At 73.5% G+C, this 12,615-nt stretch carries 16 protein-coding genes and 1 pseudogene; 9 read left to right on the forward strand and 8 right to left on the reverse strand.

Annotation, left to right across the window (positions count from 1 at the left end; genetic code table 11):
* Positions 1-134 precede the first annotated feature (134 nt).
* Both HLI28_RS05905 and HLI28_RS05910 read left to right on the forward strand, forming a co-directional pair.
* The gene (locus HLI28_RS05905) at positions 135-518 is read left to right on the forward strand and encodes a hypothetical protein (protein WP_171246588.1); all 384 of its coding nucleotides are present in this window, start codon (positions 135-137) and stop codon (positions 516-518) included.
* Positions 519-716: 198 nt separating this feature from the next.
* Positions 717-1,670 (forward strand): sugar phosphate isomerase/epimerase family protein, encoded by a 954-nt coding sequence (locus HLI28_RS05910; RefSeq protein WP_171246589.1) that lies wholly within the window; start codon positions 717-719, stop codon positions 1,668-1,670.
* 78 nt (positions 1,671-1,748) lie between these two features.
* Here HLI28_RS05910 and HLI28_RS05915 read toward each other — a convergent pair whose 3' ends face one another.
* From HLI28_RS05915 to HLI28_RS05925, 3 genes are all read right to left on the reverse strand, one after another.
* Complete coding sequence (locus HLI28_RS05915; RefSeq protein WP_171246590.1) at positions 1,749-2,771, reverse strand: zinc-dependent alcohol dehydrogenase family protein; 1,023 nt, start codon at positions 2,769-2,771, stop codon at positions 1,749-1,751.
* Positions 2,772-2,836: 65 nt separating this feature from the next.
* Positions 2,837-3,163, reverse strand: a complete 327-nt coding sequence (locus HLI28_RS05920; RefSeq protein WP_171246591.1) for a carboxymuconolactone decarboxylase family protein — start codon at positions 3,161-3,163, stop codon at positions 2,837-2,839.
* Entirely contained in the window at positions 3,160-3,579 is a 420-nt protein-coding gene (locus HLI28_RS05925; protein ID WP_171246592.1) for a DUF2255 family protein, read from the reverse strand. Before HLI28_RS05925 ends, HLI28_RS05920 begins: the two co-directional genes overlap by 4 nt.
* A 115-nt stretch (positions 3,580-3,694) precedes the next feature.
* On the opposite strand from HLI28_RS05925, the pseudogene HLI28_RS05930 reads away from it, so the two are divergent.
* A pseudogene (locus HLI28_RS05930) lies at positions 3,695-4,620 on the forward strand (helix-turn-helix transcriptional regulator).
* 25 nt (positions 4,621-4,645) lie between these two features.
* The gene (locus HLI28_RS05935; RefSeq protein WP_343035689.1) at positions 4,646-5,059 is read left to right on the forward strand and encodes a (R)-mandelonitrile lyase; all 414 of its coding nucleotides are present in this window, start codon (positions 4,646-4,648) and stop codon (positions 5,057-5,059) included.
* Here HLI28_RS05935 and HLI28_RS05940 read toward each other — a convergent pair.
* A complete protein-coding gene (locus HLI28_RS05940) occupies positions 5,032-5,667 on the reverse strand; it encodes a hypothetical protein (protein WP_171246593.1) in 636 nt (211 codons plus the stop codon). The two genes, HLI28_RS05935 and HLI28_RS05940, sit on opposite strands and share 28 nt — an antisense overlap.
* Positions 5,664-6,533 carry a PASTA domain-containing protein gene (locus HLI28_RS05945; RefSeq protein ID WP_171246594.1) on the reverse strand — a complete coding sequence of 290 codons (870 nt, stop codon included), beginning with the start codon at positions 6,531-6,533 and terminating at the stop codon, positions 5,664-5,666. The genes HLI28_RS05940 and HLI28_RS05945 overlap by 4 nt, the downstream gene beginning before the upstream one ends.
* 137 nt (positions 6,534-6,670) lie before the next feature.
* Between HLI28_RS05945 and HLI28_RS05950 the strand changes: the two genes are divergently transcribed.
* The 4 genes from HLI28_RS05950 to HLI28_RS05965 all read left to right on the forward strand — a co-directional run bounded on the left by HLI28_RS05950 (position 6,671) and on the right by HLI28_RS05965 (position 9,743).
* Complete coding sequence (locus tag HLI28_RS05950; RefSeq protein WP_171246595.1) at positions 6,671-7,936, forward strand: MFS transporter; 1,266 nt, start codon at positions 6,671-6,673, stop codon at positions 7,934-7,936.
* On the forward strand, positions 7,933-8,283 hold the full coding sequence (locus tag HLI28_RS05955) for an ArsR/SmtB family transcription factor (RefSeq protein ID WP_171246596.1): 351 nt from the start codon (positions 7,933-7,935) through the stop codon (positions 8,281-8,283). Before HLI28_RS05950 ends, HLI28_RS05955 begins: the two co-directional genes overlap by 4 nt.
* A gap of 78 nt (positions 8,284-8,361) precedes the next feature.
* A complete protein-coding gene (locus HLI28_RS05960) occupies positions 8,362-9,042 on the forward strand; it encodes a phosphatase PAP2 family protein (RefSeq protein ID WP_171246597.1) in 681 nt (226 codons plus the stop codon).
* A complete protein-coding gene (locus tag HLI28_RS05965) occupies positions 9,039-9,743 on the forward strand; it encodes a phosphatase PAP2 family protein (protein WP_171246598.1) in 705 nt (234 codons plus the stop codon). Before HLI28_RS05960 ends, HLI28_RS05965 begins: the two co-directional genes overlap by 4 nt.
* A 15-nt stretch (positions 9,744-9,758) precedes the next feature.
* On the opposite strand, the gene HLI28_RS05970 is transcribed toward HLI28_RS05965, so the two are convergent.
* Positions 9,759-10,454 carry an acetate uptake transporter family protein gene (locus HLI28_RS05970; RefSeq protein WP_171246599.1) on the reverse strand — a complete coding sequence of 232 codons (696 nt, stop codon included), beginning with the start codon at positions 10,452-10,454 and terminating at the stop codon, positions 9,759-9,761.
* Positions 10,455-10,616: 162 nt separating this feature from the next.
* Here HLI28_RS05970 and HLI28_RS05975 point away from each other — a divergent pair, with 162 nt between their 5' ends.
* Positions 10,617-10,823, forward strand: coding sequence for a heavy-metal-associated domain-containing protein (locus HLI28_RS05975; RefSeq protein ID WP_171246600.1), 207 nt, complete (start codon positions 10,617-10,619; stop codon positions 10,821-10,823).
* 31 nt (positions 10,824-10,854) lie between these two features.
* Here HLI28_RS05975 and HLI28_RS05980 read toward each other — a convergent pair whose 3' ends face one another.
* Both HLI28_RS05980 and HLI28_RS05985 read right to left on the reverse strand, forming a co-directional pair.
* Entirely contained in the window at positions 10,855-11,469 is a 615-nt protein-coding gene (locus tag HLI28_RS05980; protein WP_343035690.1) for a cation efflux transmembrane domain-containing protein, read from the reverse strand.
* Positions 11,466-12,491, reverse strand: a complete 1,026-nt coding sequence (locus HLI28_RS05985) for a DUF4190 domain-containing protein (protein ID WP_171246601.1) — start codon at positions 12,489-12,491, stop codon at positions 11,466-11,468. Before HLI28_RS05985 ends, HLI28_RS05980 begins: the two co-directional genes overlap by 4 nt.
* Positions 12,492-12,615 lie beyond the last annotated feature (124 nt).

Genomic DNA, 12,615 nt, shown 5'->3' on the forward strand with positions numbered 1-12,615 from the left:
GCCACTGGTTCGACGGTACTCCGTGGGGCGCCGCAGGGATACGGAGAATGACGTATGGCCAGGTCAGGACGCAAGGACGAGGCTGGAAACCTCAGGCGGCACCGGAGGACGTCGCCGGGGACCGGGGAGGAGCCATGCGCACCACGACCCACGACGGCACCCTGCGCCGCGTCTCGACGCTCGCGACCCTGCTCGTGGCCACCGCCGGCGGGGCCCCCGCGTGGGCCGCGCCGGACGACGACCCACCCGAGGTCCTCGACCTCGAGATCGTCGCCCCCCGGTCCGGTCTCGGGTCGGCGGGACCGGACGACGTCGTCGTCCGGCTCTCCACCAGCGACCCGTGGGCCACCGGGAGCGACGAGATCACCCTGCTCCTGACGCGGGACGACGAGACCGGCTCGCCCACCATCTGGTCCGACCTGACGGCCGAGACCTGCGAACCTCCCGGGGAGGTCAGCAGCCGCCCGCCGTGGGAACGGAAGTTCGGCAACCCCTGGGGCCGTTTCTCCCCGCACTGACCCGGTCCGCGGCGCCGACACCGTCGCCGGCCCGGTCGGCTACTTTTGATCGCGCTGCGACCGAAGAGGGGTATCGCGCGATCGGCTTCTGCTGTTAGCTTTCATAAGTACGGCAGGTATCGACGACGACCGCCGGTACCCGCCCCCGATCCATGTGTCCGACGGTGGACACCGCCCCTTTCGAGAGGATTCCCGACGATGCGACGCTCTCTCCTCACCCGGGCCGCCACGACCGCGGCGGCCGCAGGACTCGCCCTTCCCCTCGTGGCGGCCGCACCGGCCGTCGCCGACGCACACCAGGACGGCCGGTCCGCCGGAGCCTCGGACCAGTGCTCCGGCCGCTCGGTGCCGGCGAGCAAGATCTCGTTCCAGCTCTACAGCTACAGCGCCTGGCAGCAGGAGATCGGGGTCGACGCCGTCCTCGGCGAGCTGGCCGACATCGGCTACAAGAACGTCGAGCCGTTCGGCGGGAGCTACGAGGGCCGCACGGCCGAGGAGTTCCGCGCGCTGCTCAAGGAGCACCAGCTCAAGGCACCCAGCTCCCACGGCGGCACCGACCCGGAGACCTTCGACGAGACCCTCGACTTCGCCAAGACCCTCGGCCAGAAGTACACCGGGTCGGGTGGCTGGTCCGGTCCCGGCGTCCCGTTCTTCGGCGGCTCGACGTCGTGGGAGAGCGCCATGGAGACCGCCGAGGCCATGAACACCGCCGGCGAGCAGTCGGTGAAGGCCGGCACCGGCAAGCACTTCGGCCACAACCACTGGAACGAGTTCGTCCTGGAGGTCACCGACCCCGCCACGGGCGAGACGATGAGCTGGTGGGAGGCCGTGGCCCGCAACACCGACCCGCGGTACGTCGCCTTCCAGGTCGACGTCTACTGGGCGACCGACGGCGGCGCCGACGTCGTCGAGATGCTCGAGGAGTACGGCGACCGCATCGACCTGCTGCACATCAAGGACGGCGACCTGTCCGGCCCGACCCCGGCGTTCGGCACCCAGACCGTCGTCGGCGAGGGTGACATCGACTGGCCGTCGATCCTCGACGCGGCCCAGGGCAAGATCAAGTACTACGTCATCGAGATGGACGGCGCCCCGACCGACGCGAGCTTCGCGCGGGAGAGCTTCGAGTACCTGACCTGCCAGGACTTCTGACCGGTCCCGCTCCGCACGCACGACGTCGGCGCGTGGCCCGGAAGGGGGCCACGCGCCGTCGTCACGGGTCCGGAGGTGTCAGGGACGCAGCAGCGCCTTGATCGCGCGGCGCTCGTCCATGGCCGCGAAGCCCTCGGCGGCCTCCTCCAGCGGCAGGGTGAGGTCGAAGACCTTGCCCGGGTCGATCGTCCTGTTCCAGATGAGCTCGATGAGCTCCGGCAGGTACTGACGCACGGGCGCGGGCCCCCCGTGCAGGTGGACCGCGGAGAAGAACAACAGCTCGCCGGGCAGCGAGACGTCGTGGGTGACGCCGACGAACCCGACGTGGCCGCCGGCCCGGGTCGACTGGATCGCCTGCAGCATCGACTCCTGGGTCCCGACGGCCTCGACGACGCTGGGCGCCCCCAGCCCGTCGGTCAGCTCCTTGATCTTCGCCACACCCTCGTCACCGCGCTCGGTGACGACGTCGGTCGCGCCGAAGTCCCGGGCGAGTCGCTGACGGGAATCGTGCCGCGACATGGCGATGATGCGCTCCGCCCCGAGCTGCTTGGCGGCGAGCACCGCGCTCAGCCCGACCGCGCCGTCACCGACCACCCCGACCGTCTTGCCCGGACCCGCCTCGGCCGCCACGGCCCCGAACCAGCCGGTCCCGAGCACGTCGGAGGCCGCCAGCAGGGACGGGATCAGGTCCTCGTCGGGCTGTCCCGGCGTCGCCACCAGGGTCCCGTCGGCCAGCGACACGCGCAGGTACTCGGCCTGGGCGCCGTTCATGCCTACGTACTCCGCGTGCACGCAGCGGCTCTGGTAGCCGGCCTGACAGATCGGGCAGGTGTTGTCCGAGGCCCAGAAGGACCCGACGACGAAGTCGCCGATCTTCACGTTCTTCACGTCGTCGCCGATCTCCTCGACGACGCCGACGTACTCGTGCCCCATGGGCATCGGTCCGGGGGTGGACTCGATGCCGCGGTAGGGCCACATGTCCGACCCGCAGACGCAGGCCGCGGTGACCTTGATGATCGCGTCGGTCGGCGCCAGCAGCGTCGGCCGCTCACGCTCCTCGACCCGGACGTCCCCGGGTCCGTGCAGTACTGCTCCACGCATGATCGCGCTCCTCGTCCGGATGGGTGGCCGCCTTGCGGCCGGAGGTCGGGTCCCGAGGACCCGGGTCAGGACTCCCCGCGGAAGACCTGCTTCGCGACGGCCATGGCGGCCATCGCCTGCGGCCAGCCGGCGTAGAACGCGAGGTGGGTGAGTGCCTCCACGACCTCCTCCTCGGAGTTGCCGTTCTCCTTGGCCAGCCAGATGTGGAAGGTGAGCTGCTCGGTGTTCCCGTTCGTGGCCAGCACGGAGACGGTCACCAGGCTCCGCTCCTTGGGCGACAGCCCGGGCCGCTTCCACACGTCGCCGAAGAGCACGTCGTCGGTGTAGTGCACGAGGCCGGGGGCGAAGTCGCCGAACAGGCGCTCGGCGCCGGAGGGTTCGTGGTCCGTCATGAGATCTCCTCGGGATCGGTGGGGTGCGGTGCGGGAGTGCGCGGCTCAGCGGGCTCGAGCCGCAGCGTCGAGGCGACGGCCGGGGGTGCGATCATCGGCAGGACGTAGCTGCTCCAGCGTCCGTACTTGGCGCGGTAGGCCTCGTCGATCTCGGTATCGACGTCGGTGGTCGGCTCGGTGACGGCGACCTCGCGGTCGACGCCCCCGGCCTCGATCCGTGCGCGACCGCTGCGCAGCGCCTGGCGGTACCAGCCGCCGTCGGGCCCCCGGTACGACCGGACGTAGAGGCCGTCGCCGACGCGCACGACCCAGATCGGGATCGGGCGCCGGAAGCTGCCGTCCGTGCGCGCGGGGGCGATGTGCAGCTCGTCGGCCTCGCCGACGGCGCCGAGCTCCTCGGGTGTCCAGGTGGTCATGGTGCTCCTCTCGACCCCCTCAGTGAACGTCCCGGCGGGCCCGGGCGGGAGGCACGGACGAGAGGTGTACCGCCAGTACCTCGCACGACGCCGGGAGCGCTCGTACCGTCGAGGCATGGACAACCGTCAGGACGTCCGTGAGTTCCTCACCTCACGTCGCGCCAGGGTCACCCCGGACGACGCCGGTCTGCCCGCGGGCACCAACCGCCGGGTGCTGGGGCTGCGGCGCAGCGAGGTGGCGATGCTCGCCGACATGAGCGTCGAGTACTACGCGCGCCTCGAGCGCGGGAACCTCGGTGGGGTCTCCGACCCCGTGCTGGAGTCTCTCGCCCGCGCCCTGCAGCTCGACGAGGCCGAGCGGTCGCACCTGTTCGACCTCGCCCGGGCCGCGAACCGGGCGGCACCGAGCCGACCGCGACGACGTGGCACGCGGCGCTGGGTCGCCCGGCCGGCGCTGCAGGCCACCCTCGACGCCGTGACCGGCGGACCGGCGTTCGTGCGCAACGGCCGCATGGACCTCCTGGCCGCCAACCGGCTGGGCTGGGCCTTCTACGCCGACGTCCTCGCGGCGGGCGACGACCCCCCGAACCTCGCGCGGTTCACGTTCCTGGACATCGAGCGCGCCGAATCGTTCTACCCCGACTGGGACCTCGCCGCCGACATCGTCGTGGCGATCCTGCGGATCGAGGCCGGTCGCGACCCCACGACAAGGGTCTGCACGACCTCGTCGGCGAGCTGTCCACCCGGTCGGCCGCGTTCCGCACCCGCTGGGGCGCCCACGACGTCCGCCACCACGGCAGCGGCACCAAGGGTTTCCACCACGACGTCGTCGGCGACCTCGAGCTCACCTACGAAGGGATGGAGCTCACGGCCGAGCCGGGCCTCTCGCTGACCGTCTACACCGCCGCGGCGGGCAGCGCCTCCGAGGAGCGGCTGCGGCTGCTCGCCAGCTGGGCCGCCTCGCACGACTGGCCCGGACACCCGGCCGTCGTCCCCGGACCCGCCACCACCCAGGCCGTCCCGCGCGACGAGCACGCCTGACACCCCCGACAGGAAGGACGACACCGTGAAGGTCCTCACCGCTCCCCCGACCACGAAGAACCCGCCGGAGCAGTTCACCGGCGACGTGTGGCTCGACCCGATCGCCTACCCCCAGGACGCCGGCCAGTCGATGGTCGTCGCGAAGGTCCGGTTCGCCCCCGGGGCCCGCACGGCCTGGCACTCGCACGCCCGCGGCCAGACGCTGCACGTCACGAACGGGTTCGCGCTCGTCGGCACCCGCGACGGCACCGTCGTCCGGGCCGGGCAGGGCACGACCGTCTACTGCCCGCCGGGCGAGGAGCACTGGCACGGCGCCACGCCGGACAGCTTCATGGAGCACCTCGCGATGCTCGAGAACACCGACGACCCGGCCACGTCCACCACGTGGCTGGAGCACGTCACCGACACGGACTACGCCCGGCCCGTCACCGAGGCCTGACCGCCCGGCGCCGACCGTCCCGACGTCAGCGGGATCGGCCGGCGCAGCCGCACCAGCGCCTCGACGTCGAGGGTGCGGGACCGTTCCACGAGCCGCACCCCGTCCAGGGACAGGGTCCCCGTGAGGTCGGCCGACCCGCCCCGGACCGCCACCAGGGAGCCGCCCGCGACGACGGCCGCGACCCCCGTGAGGACGGCGACGAGCGAGATCTCGAAGGTGAACCGGTGCAGGGGGACGCCGTCGACGGACAGGTCGACCCGCGGGTGGTGCGTCGCGGTGATCCGGTGCGTGGCCAGCGCGACGATCTCCTCCCCCGGTTCCTGGGCGGTCCGCCGGCCGGCCGCCGTGAGGTCGGCGACGGACCGCCACGAGCGCAGCAGGACGTCGCCGAGGTCGAGGTCGAGCAGTCCGTCCGCCACGGCGGCGAGCTCGGACCCGACGGCCTCCCGGGTCGCCGTGGTGGCCCGCCGCACGCCCTGGAGCGCCGCGCCGCCGATCCCGTGCCGCCGGACGGCCTCGCCGAGCACCTGCGCGGTGTCCCGGCCCGAGCCGTCGTCGAGGAGGAAGACGCGCGCCGTCATCGCCGGCGCGGCGGTCGTCGTGGTCATCGTCCGATCACCTCCAGGTGCTGGTCCACGTCGTCCGCGGAGGCGACGAGGCGGATGACGAGGGTCGCGCCCGGACCCGCGGGGTCCGTCGGGTCCGCGGCGAGCGTCACGGTGGGCGGCGAGGTCGGGGCAGGCCGGACCCGGACGTGCTCGGACACCCAGCGCCGGTCCCGCCGGCGACGGGCCCGGCGCAGCCGGGGGACGCCGGCTGCGGCCCCGGCGAAGAGCAGCCCGGCCAGGGCGATCCACAGCAGCGGGAACCGTTCCGCCGGGTCGTCCGTCCCCGTGTTCCCCGGGGGCGGGACGACGGCGGCGAGGGTGACGGCCACCTCGCTCTCGACGTCGACGCCGGTGCCCGGGCCGGGGTCCTGGTCGGCGACGGCGTCGCCCTCGCCCGCGACCTCCCCGAGCACGAGGCCCCTCTCGGCCAGCAGCGTCTCGGCCTCGTCGAGCGGGCGGCCCACCAGGTCCGGCACGGTGACCAGGTCGGCGACCTGCTCGACCTCGAACGCGGTCTCGGCCGCGACGTCGTCGGACCCCTCGCAGCGGGCGAACACCTCGTGCCCCCCGGGCTCCGCCTCCGCGGGGACCGGGAACGTCGTCTGGTCGGCGCCACCGTCCAGGTCGACGGTCCCGACCACCCCGGACTCGCCCCACAGGAGCTCGACGACGCCGATCGAGCAGTCGAAACCGTCGACGCTCGCCGTGACGGAGGTCCCGGGTGGTCCGGCCGACGGGTCGAGGTCGATCTCCTGCCCGGGCACGACGACGGCGGGGAGCGAGGACAGCAGGCCGAGGACGGCCGCCACCAGCGTCGGCACGACCGTCCGCATCGCCGGGCGGTTCCGCACGGGTCCGGATCGCACGGGGCCACCTCCGTCCTGGCCGCGGCTCGAGCGTTCCTCTACCGGTCCGGAGCGCCGTGACTCCCCTGCTGATACGGCCCGCTCGTCGACGCACGGGGTTTGTTGCGTCCCTGCGCAATCATGCAGACAATGGGTCGGTGCTGCAGGTCCTCACCCACCCGGTCTACCGCCGGCTCTTCCTCGCCCAGGTCGTCGCCCTCGCCGGCACGGGGCTCGCCACCGTCGCCCTCGGGCTGCTCGCCTACGACCTCGCCGGGGCCGAGGCCGGGCAGGTCCTGGGCACGGCGCTCGCGGTGAAGATGGTCGCCTACGTGTTCGTCGCCCCGCTGGCGGCGGCCGCGGTCGTGCGGCTGCCGCGGCGGTCGGTGATGATCGGCTCCGACGTCGTGCGACTGCTCGTCGCGGTGTCCCTGCCCTTCGTCGGCGAGGTCTGGCAGGTCTACGTCCTCGTCTTCGTGCTGCAGGCGGCCTCGGCCACGTTCACCCCGACGTTCCAGTCCGTGATCCCCGACGTGCTCGACGACGAGGAGGACTACACCGCGGCGTTGTCCCTGTCCCGGCTGGCCTACGACCTCGAGGCCGTGCTGTCCCCCGTGCTGGCGGCCGGGCTGCTGCTCGTCGTCCCCAGCTCGACCCTCTTCTTCGGCACCGCCGCCGGCTTCGGGGCGTCCGCGCTGCTCGTCGCCGCGACGGTCCTGCCGCGCCGTGGCGCCGACGCCGACGGGGCCGGCCCCCAGATGCCCTTCGGGGAACGCGCCCGGCACGGGATCCGCCTCTTCGTCCGGACCCCGGCGCTGCGACCGGTCCTGGCGCTCAACATGGCCGTGGCCGCGGCCGGGGCGTTCGTCATCGTCCAGACGGTCGTGATCGCCCGCTCCGCGTTCGGGCAGGGCGAGGACGTCGTCGCGCTGCTGCTGGCCGCCAACGGCGCCGGCTCCATGACGGCGGCCTTCGCCCTGCCCCGGCTGCTGCGCCGCCGGCCCGAACGGCTCGTGATGCTCACGGGGGCCGCTGCCCTCACCGTGGCCACCGCCGTCGTCCCCCTCGCGCTGGCGGCCCCGTCGCCGGTGGCCGGGCTGACGGCCGTCGCGGCGCTGTGGGTGCTCGTCGGCCTCGGCTGGGCGTCGGTGGAGACCCCCGTGGGCCGGATCGTGCGTCGCACGGTCGCTCCCGGCGACAGACCGGCGGCCTTCGCGGCGCACTTCGCCCTGCTGCACGCCTGCTGGCTGCTCACCTACCCCCTCGCCGGTCTGCTCGGCGTGGGCCTCGGGCTGAGCAGCACCGCGCTCGTGCTCGCGGCCCTCGCGGCGGCCGCGACGACGACGGCCGCCCTGCTGTGGCCGCGCCGACCCGGACGTCCGGCCACGACGGGGACGACGGCGCGAGGGACGGTGCCATCATGAGTCCCGTGGCCCCCGCCGAGCGCAGCGCACCCCCGGACGCCGAGCTCGACCGTGCCGTCGAGGTCCTGCGCCTCCTCGCCGACCGCACCCGCCTCGCGATCCTCGTCATGCTCGACGGCACCGAGATGTCGGTCGGGTCGATCGCCACGACGCTCGACCGCCCCGTCCCCGCAGTCTCCCAGCACCTGGCCAGGCTGCGTGCCAGCCGGCTGGTCACGTCGCGGCGCGACGGCACCACCGTCTACTACGGCCAGCCCGACGAGCACGTCGCCGCGCTCGTCGCGAACGTGCTGCACCACACCGAGCACCTGCTCTACGAGGTCCCGCCGCACCACCGCTCCCCCTGAACGGACGCGGCGGGCGACCCGCACGGGCCGTCCGCCGCTCGACAAGCGCTGCGGGGACCTGCGGGTTAGTCTCCCGGGATGCTTCGACGATCGCCCCGGGCCCGTGCTCTGGCCCGCGCCGGTGCCTTCGCCGTCGCCGGATTCGTCCCGGTGCTCGTCCTGGCCTGGTTCGTCCGCACGAACGCCACGGTGCAGGACGCCGACCAGGCCGTCGTCGACGCCGCCGTGTCGGTCACGCTGGACAACGACTGGCTGCTGGACACCTTCGTCGTCTGGTCGGCGGTCACCCAGCCCGGCTGGGTCGTGCTGGCCGGCGGCGCGGTCGCCCTGTGGATGTGGCGCCGACACGACTACCCCGGGCGCGCCCTGTGGGCGGTCGGGACGTTGCTCGCCTCGTGGGGGCTGGCCAACCTGGCCAAGGAAGCCGTCGGACGGGTGCGGCCGGTGGTCGACGAGGTGATCCTCAACGCGCCCGGCCTCAGCTTCCCCTCCGGGCACGCGACGTCGTCGGCGACCGCCGCGGTGACGATCACGCTGCTGGTCTGGCCGGTCCTCGGTCGCGTCGGCCGCGTCGTCGTCCCGCTGGTCGCCACCCTGTTCGTCCTGATCACGGCCGCCGACCGCATCTTCCTCGGGGTGCACTTCCCCTCGGACGTGGTCGCCGGCATCCTCCTGGGCGTCACCATCTCCGGTGCGTCCTACCTCGGGTACCGCGGGTGGTCACCCACCACCCGCACCACAGATGCGGAGATTCGATGAACGCTTTCGTCCACCGCTACGAGCTCGACACCAGTCGGCCGACCAAGGGGCAGGCCGCCCGGGACGCCGCGGTGCGCGCCCTGGGTCCCGCCGTCCTCGGCTGGCTCGTGCTCCTCGGCGTCGGGTTCCTCGTCGTCGGCCCCCTGAACGACTTCCCCCAGGGGAACACGGTCGAGCAGTGGTTCGCCGATCAGCGGACGTCCACGATGAACACCGTCTCGGAGTGGCTGGGTCGCTTCGGCATGACCGAGGTCGTGATCGGCGTGACCGCGCTGACGGTCGGGATCCTGTGGTGGCGCACCCGCCAGTGGTGGTTCGCCCTCGTGCCGGCGCTCGCGGTCTCCCTGCAGTCCCTGCTGTTCATCACCAGCTCCGCCCTGGTCGGGCGGGAGCGCCCGGACGTCGAGCACCTCGACCCGGCCCCGCCGACCTCGAGCTTCCCCAGCGGTCACACCGGTGCGGCGACGGCCCTGTGGCTGACCATGGCGCTGCTCGCCCAGCGCATCTCCAACCCGGTGCTGCGCCGACTGGTCACGGTGGTGTGCGTGGCCATCCCGTTCATCGTCGGCATCTCCCGGATCTACCGCGGCATGCACGGTCCGCTCGACGTCGTCTTCGGCCTGCTCAACGGCCTGTTGTGCGTGGTCGTCGCCTGGTGGTACCTGCGCCGGGACACGTCCGGGGCCGTGCGGACGCGCTGACCCTTCCCGCACTTCTCAGAGCTGATGGCGCACGCCGGCCGACCGGGCGACTCCCTCGAGCTGCTCCTCCAGGTCGTCGCGCAGCGGCTTGAGTCCGGCTCCCCGACGCAGCACGGGGAGCCGGACGGGATGGTCGACCTCCTCCAGGACGAACCCGAGCGCGGCGTAGAGCGCCATCGCGGCCAGGACCAGCCCGAGGACACCGGCGGTCGTCTCCCACGCACCGGACCCGGTGAACTCGGCGACGCCCGTGACCGCGAAGCGCACGCCGGAGCCGATCATGACGGCGGCCGCGACGACCTTGCCGCCTGCGGCCGTCGCCGGGACGACCATGGCGAGGGCGGCGGTGATCAGCAGCACGCCGAGCGCCGGGCTCGAGGACCCGGGCGGTGACGTCAGCGTCGAGACCGCGAGCATGGCCCAGACCCCGGACACCACGGCCATCCCCGTGCCGGCGATCGGGTCGCGGGCCCCGAAGCCGATGATCGCGGCGAGCAGCTGCAGCGGGACGGTGAGCACGAGGACGGCGAGGGCCACGGTGCTCTCCTCGGCGGTGCTGAGGATCCCCAGCTGCAGACAGCTGAACCCGACCGTCGCCACGGCCAGCGCCATGAAGCCGAGGGGAAGCGGGTTACCCGTGGGGCGGAGCACGATGCGCGTGATCTCGAGCTGTTCGCTGCGCGTGCGCTGCCCGTCGTCGGTGTCGTTCATCGCTCCACACAACACGAGGACCAGGGACCCCACAACATCGGGACGGTCCGCTGCCTCCGCCCCGGAGAGCGGGCCTCGTGCGAACTCGTTGATCTATACCCACTGGGGGTATAGCCTCCCTGGTGACGACCACCCGTCGGTGGTGGCAGGAGAGGAGAGACGATGAGCACGAACACGTACCAGGTCACCGGCATGACCTGCGGCCACTGCGAGATGTCGGTCCGCGAGGAGGTCGGCGAGGTTCCCGGGGTCGAGGAGATCCAGGTGAGCGCCGAGACCGGCACGCTCGTGGTCACCGGTCCCGCCGAGGAGTCCAAGGTCCTGGCGGCGGTCGACGAGGCCGGCTACTCCGCGGTCCGCGTCGGCTGACTCCCCGGGGCGCTCGACCGCGGAGGACGACTCAGTCGATCTCCTCCCCGGCGAGCGCCCTGGCCGCGAGGCGTTCGTCCTCGCTGACCTCCCACACCTCCCAGGCGGCCCGCCCGGCGAGGCCGATGATGACGCAGCCCAGGACGAGGTCCGGCCAGCCGGACCGGGTCCACGCCGTCACGAGGCCCATGGCGATCACGGCGACGTTGACGAGCACGTCGTTGCGGGCCGAGAGGAAGGCCGCCCGGCTGAGCGACCCGCCGTGGTGCCGCACGCCGACCAGCAGCCATGCCGCCGTGCCGTTGACGACGATCGCCCCCGCGGACGCGAGGACGAGGGGAACCACGTCGGGCGCCTCGGGGGCGCCGAACCGCTGCACCGCCTCCCAGGCGGCGAAGGCCGCCGGACCCAGGATGATCACGGCCATGACCTTGCCCATGGCCGCGCGGCGGGCCAGCGGCCATCCCAGCGCGAGCAGGATGAGCAGGTTGACCGCCGTGTCCTCGAGGAAGTCGACGCTGTCGGCGAGCAGCGAGACCGACCCCGCGCTCAGCGCCACGAAGAACTCGACGAAGAAGTAGGCGAAGTTCAGCGCGGCGACGACGGCGACGACCCGTCGCAGGCGGGCGACGGGGATCTCGGTCACGGGTTCCCGACACCCTCGGGGAGCAGATCGGCCGGCACCCGCTCGAGCAGGTCGTCGCAGGCCGCCGCGTCACCCGACCGGCACTGGCCGCCCAGCTCCTGGAGCTCGTCGGCGTCACCCAGCATGCCCCCGAGCTCCTGCAGGTCCTCGAACGAGTAGTCGCCGGTGACGCCGCCGAGCAGCAGGTCCGGGACGCTGACCTCGCCCGCGGCGATCGCGTCCGCCTGGTCCAGGGCGGCCTCGATGTCCTCGCCGTAGGCGTCCCAGAACATCAGCCCGCCGACGACCAGCAGCGTGGTGAACAGCACCTGCAGCGTCCCGAGCGTCATCCCGGTCCGCGCCATGCCACGGCCGTTCGTCCCCCGCCGGCGCGTGCGGTCCAGGCCGATGCCGCCGAACACGATCGCCAGGATCCCGACGAGCGGCACCACGATCCCGAGCAGGCCCGTGATCAGGGACGCCACCGCCGTCGGCTCGGTGCCGCGACGCGGGCCGGCGCCGCTCTCGCGCGGTGGTGCGGGGGCCGACGGCGCCGGGCGCTGTTGGGGAGCCGGCCGCTGCGTCGGCGCTGCCGCGGGTCGCGGCGCCGCGGCGGGTCCGGGCGCCGGGGCGGGTCCGGGCGCCGGGGCGGGTCCGGGCGCCGGGGCGCTCCGCTGCGCGGGTGCCGGCGTCGATCGCGGGAAGGCAGCGGCCGACGGCGGCGTCGCGGACGACCGGTCGGCCGGCAGCACCGACTCCCGGCGCGGCCGGCCGGCGAGGGGCTGCGTGGCCGGCATCGCGCCACCACCGAGGACCTGGGTCTCCTGCCCGGCGTCGCGGTCGAACACCTGCGTGTCCTGACCCGCCCCCGCGGCCAGGGGCTGCGTCTCCTGCCCCGCGTCGCGGTCGAACACCTGCGTGTCCTGCGCCGACGGGGCCGGTGGAGGCTCCTCGGTGTGCGCCGGCAGGACCTGCGTCGCGTCGTCGGGGTCGGGTCCCGTCCCCTCGGCGTCGGTCCGGTCGGGGCGGTGCTGCTCGTTCATGCGGCTCCCGTGTCGAAGTCAGCACCGATGCTATGCCCCGGGCGGCGACCCCGGACAGCCCCGGCCCGGTGGCGACACCCGGGTGACCGTCGTGTGCACGGTCCGCGAGCGCCTCGCGCGAGCA

Source organism: Isoptericola sediminis, from assembly GCF_013085345.1.
Classification (GTDB): domain Bacteria; phylum Actinomycetota; class Actinomycetes; order Actinomycetales; family Cellulomonadaceae; genus Isoptericola; species Isoptericola sediminis.

What these genes read in the sequence shown, in the direction of transcription:
- HLI28_RS05965 (WP_171246598.1), top strand. Translation starts at nt 9,039, where the DNA reads ATGAACGCTTTCGTCCACCGCTACGAGCTCGACACCAGTCGGCCGACC.
- HLI28_RS05960 (WP_171246597.1), top strand. Translation starts at nt 8,362, where the DNA reads ATGCTTCGACGATCGCCCCGGGCCCGTGCTCTGGCCCGCGCCGGTGCC.
- HLI28_RS05955 (WP_171246596.1), top strand. Translation starts at nt 7,933, where the DNA reads ATGAGTCCCGTGGCCCCCGCCGAGCGCAGCGCACCCCCGGACGCCGAG.
- HLI28_RS05970 (WP_171246599.1), bottom strand. Translation starts at nt 10,454, where the DNA reads ATGAACGACACCGACGACGGGCAGCGCACGCGCAGCGAACAGCTCGAG.
- HLI28_RS05915 (WP_171246590.1), bottom strand. Translation starts at nt 2,771, where the DNA reads ATGCGTGGAGCAGTACTGCACGGACCCGGGGACGTCCGGGTCGAGGAG.
- HLI28_RS05920 (WP_171246591.1), bottom strand. Translation starts at nt 3,163, where the DNA reads ATGACGGACCACGAACCCTCCGGCGCCGAGCGCCTGTTCGGCGACTTC.
- HLI28_RS05975 (WP_171246600.1), top strand. Translation starts at nt 10,617, where the DNA reads ATGAGCACGAACACGTACCAGGTCACCGGCATGACCTGCGGCCACTGC.
- HLI28_RS05925 (WP_171246592.1), bottom strand. Translation starts at nt 3,579, where the DNA reads ATGACCACCTGGACACCCGAGGAGCTCGGCGCCGTCGGCGAGGCCGAC.
- HLI28_RS05905 (WP_171246588.1), top strand. Translation starts at nt 135, where the DNA reads ATGCGCACCACGACCCACGACGGCACCCTGCGCCGCGTCTCGACGCTC.
- HLI28_RS05985 (WP_171246601.1), bottom strand. Translation starts at nt 12,491, where the DNA reads ATGAACGAGCAGCACCGCCCCGACCGGACCGACGCCGAGGGGACGGGA.
- HLI28_RS05940 (WP_171246593.1), bottom strand. Translation starts at nt 5,667, where the DNA reads ATGACCACGACGACCGCCGCGCCGGCGATGACGGCGCGCGTCTTCCTC.
- HLI28_RS05910 (WP_171246589.1), top strand. Translation starts at nt 717, where the DNA reads ATGCGACGCTCTCTCCTCACCCGGGCCGCCACGACCGCGGCGGCCGCA.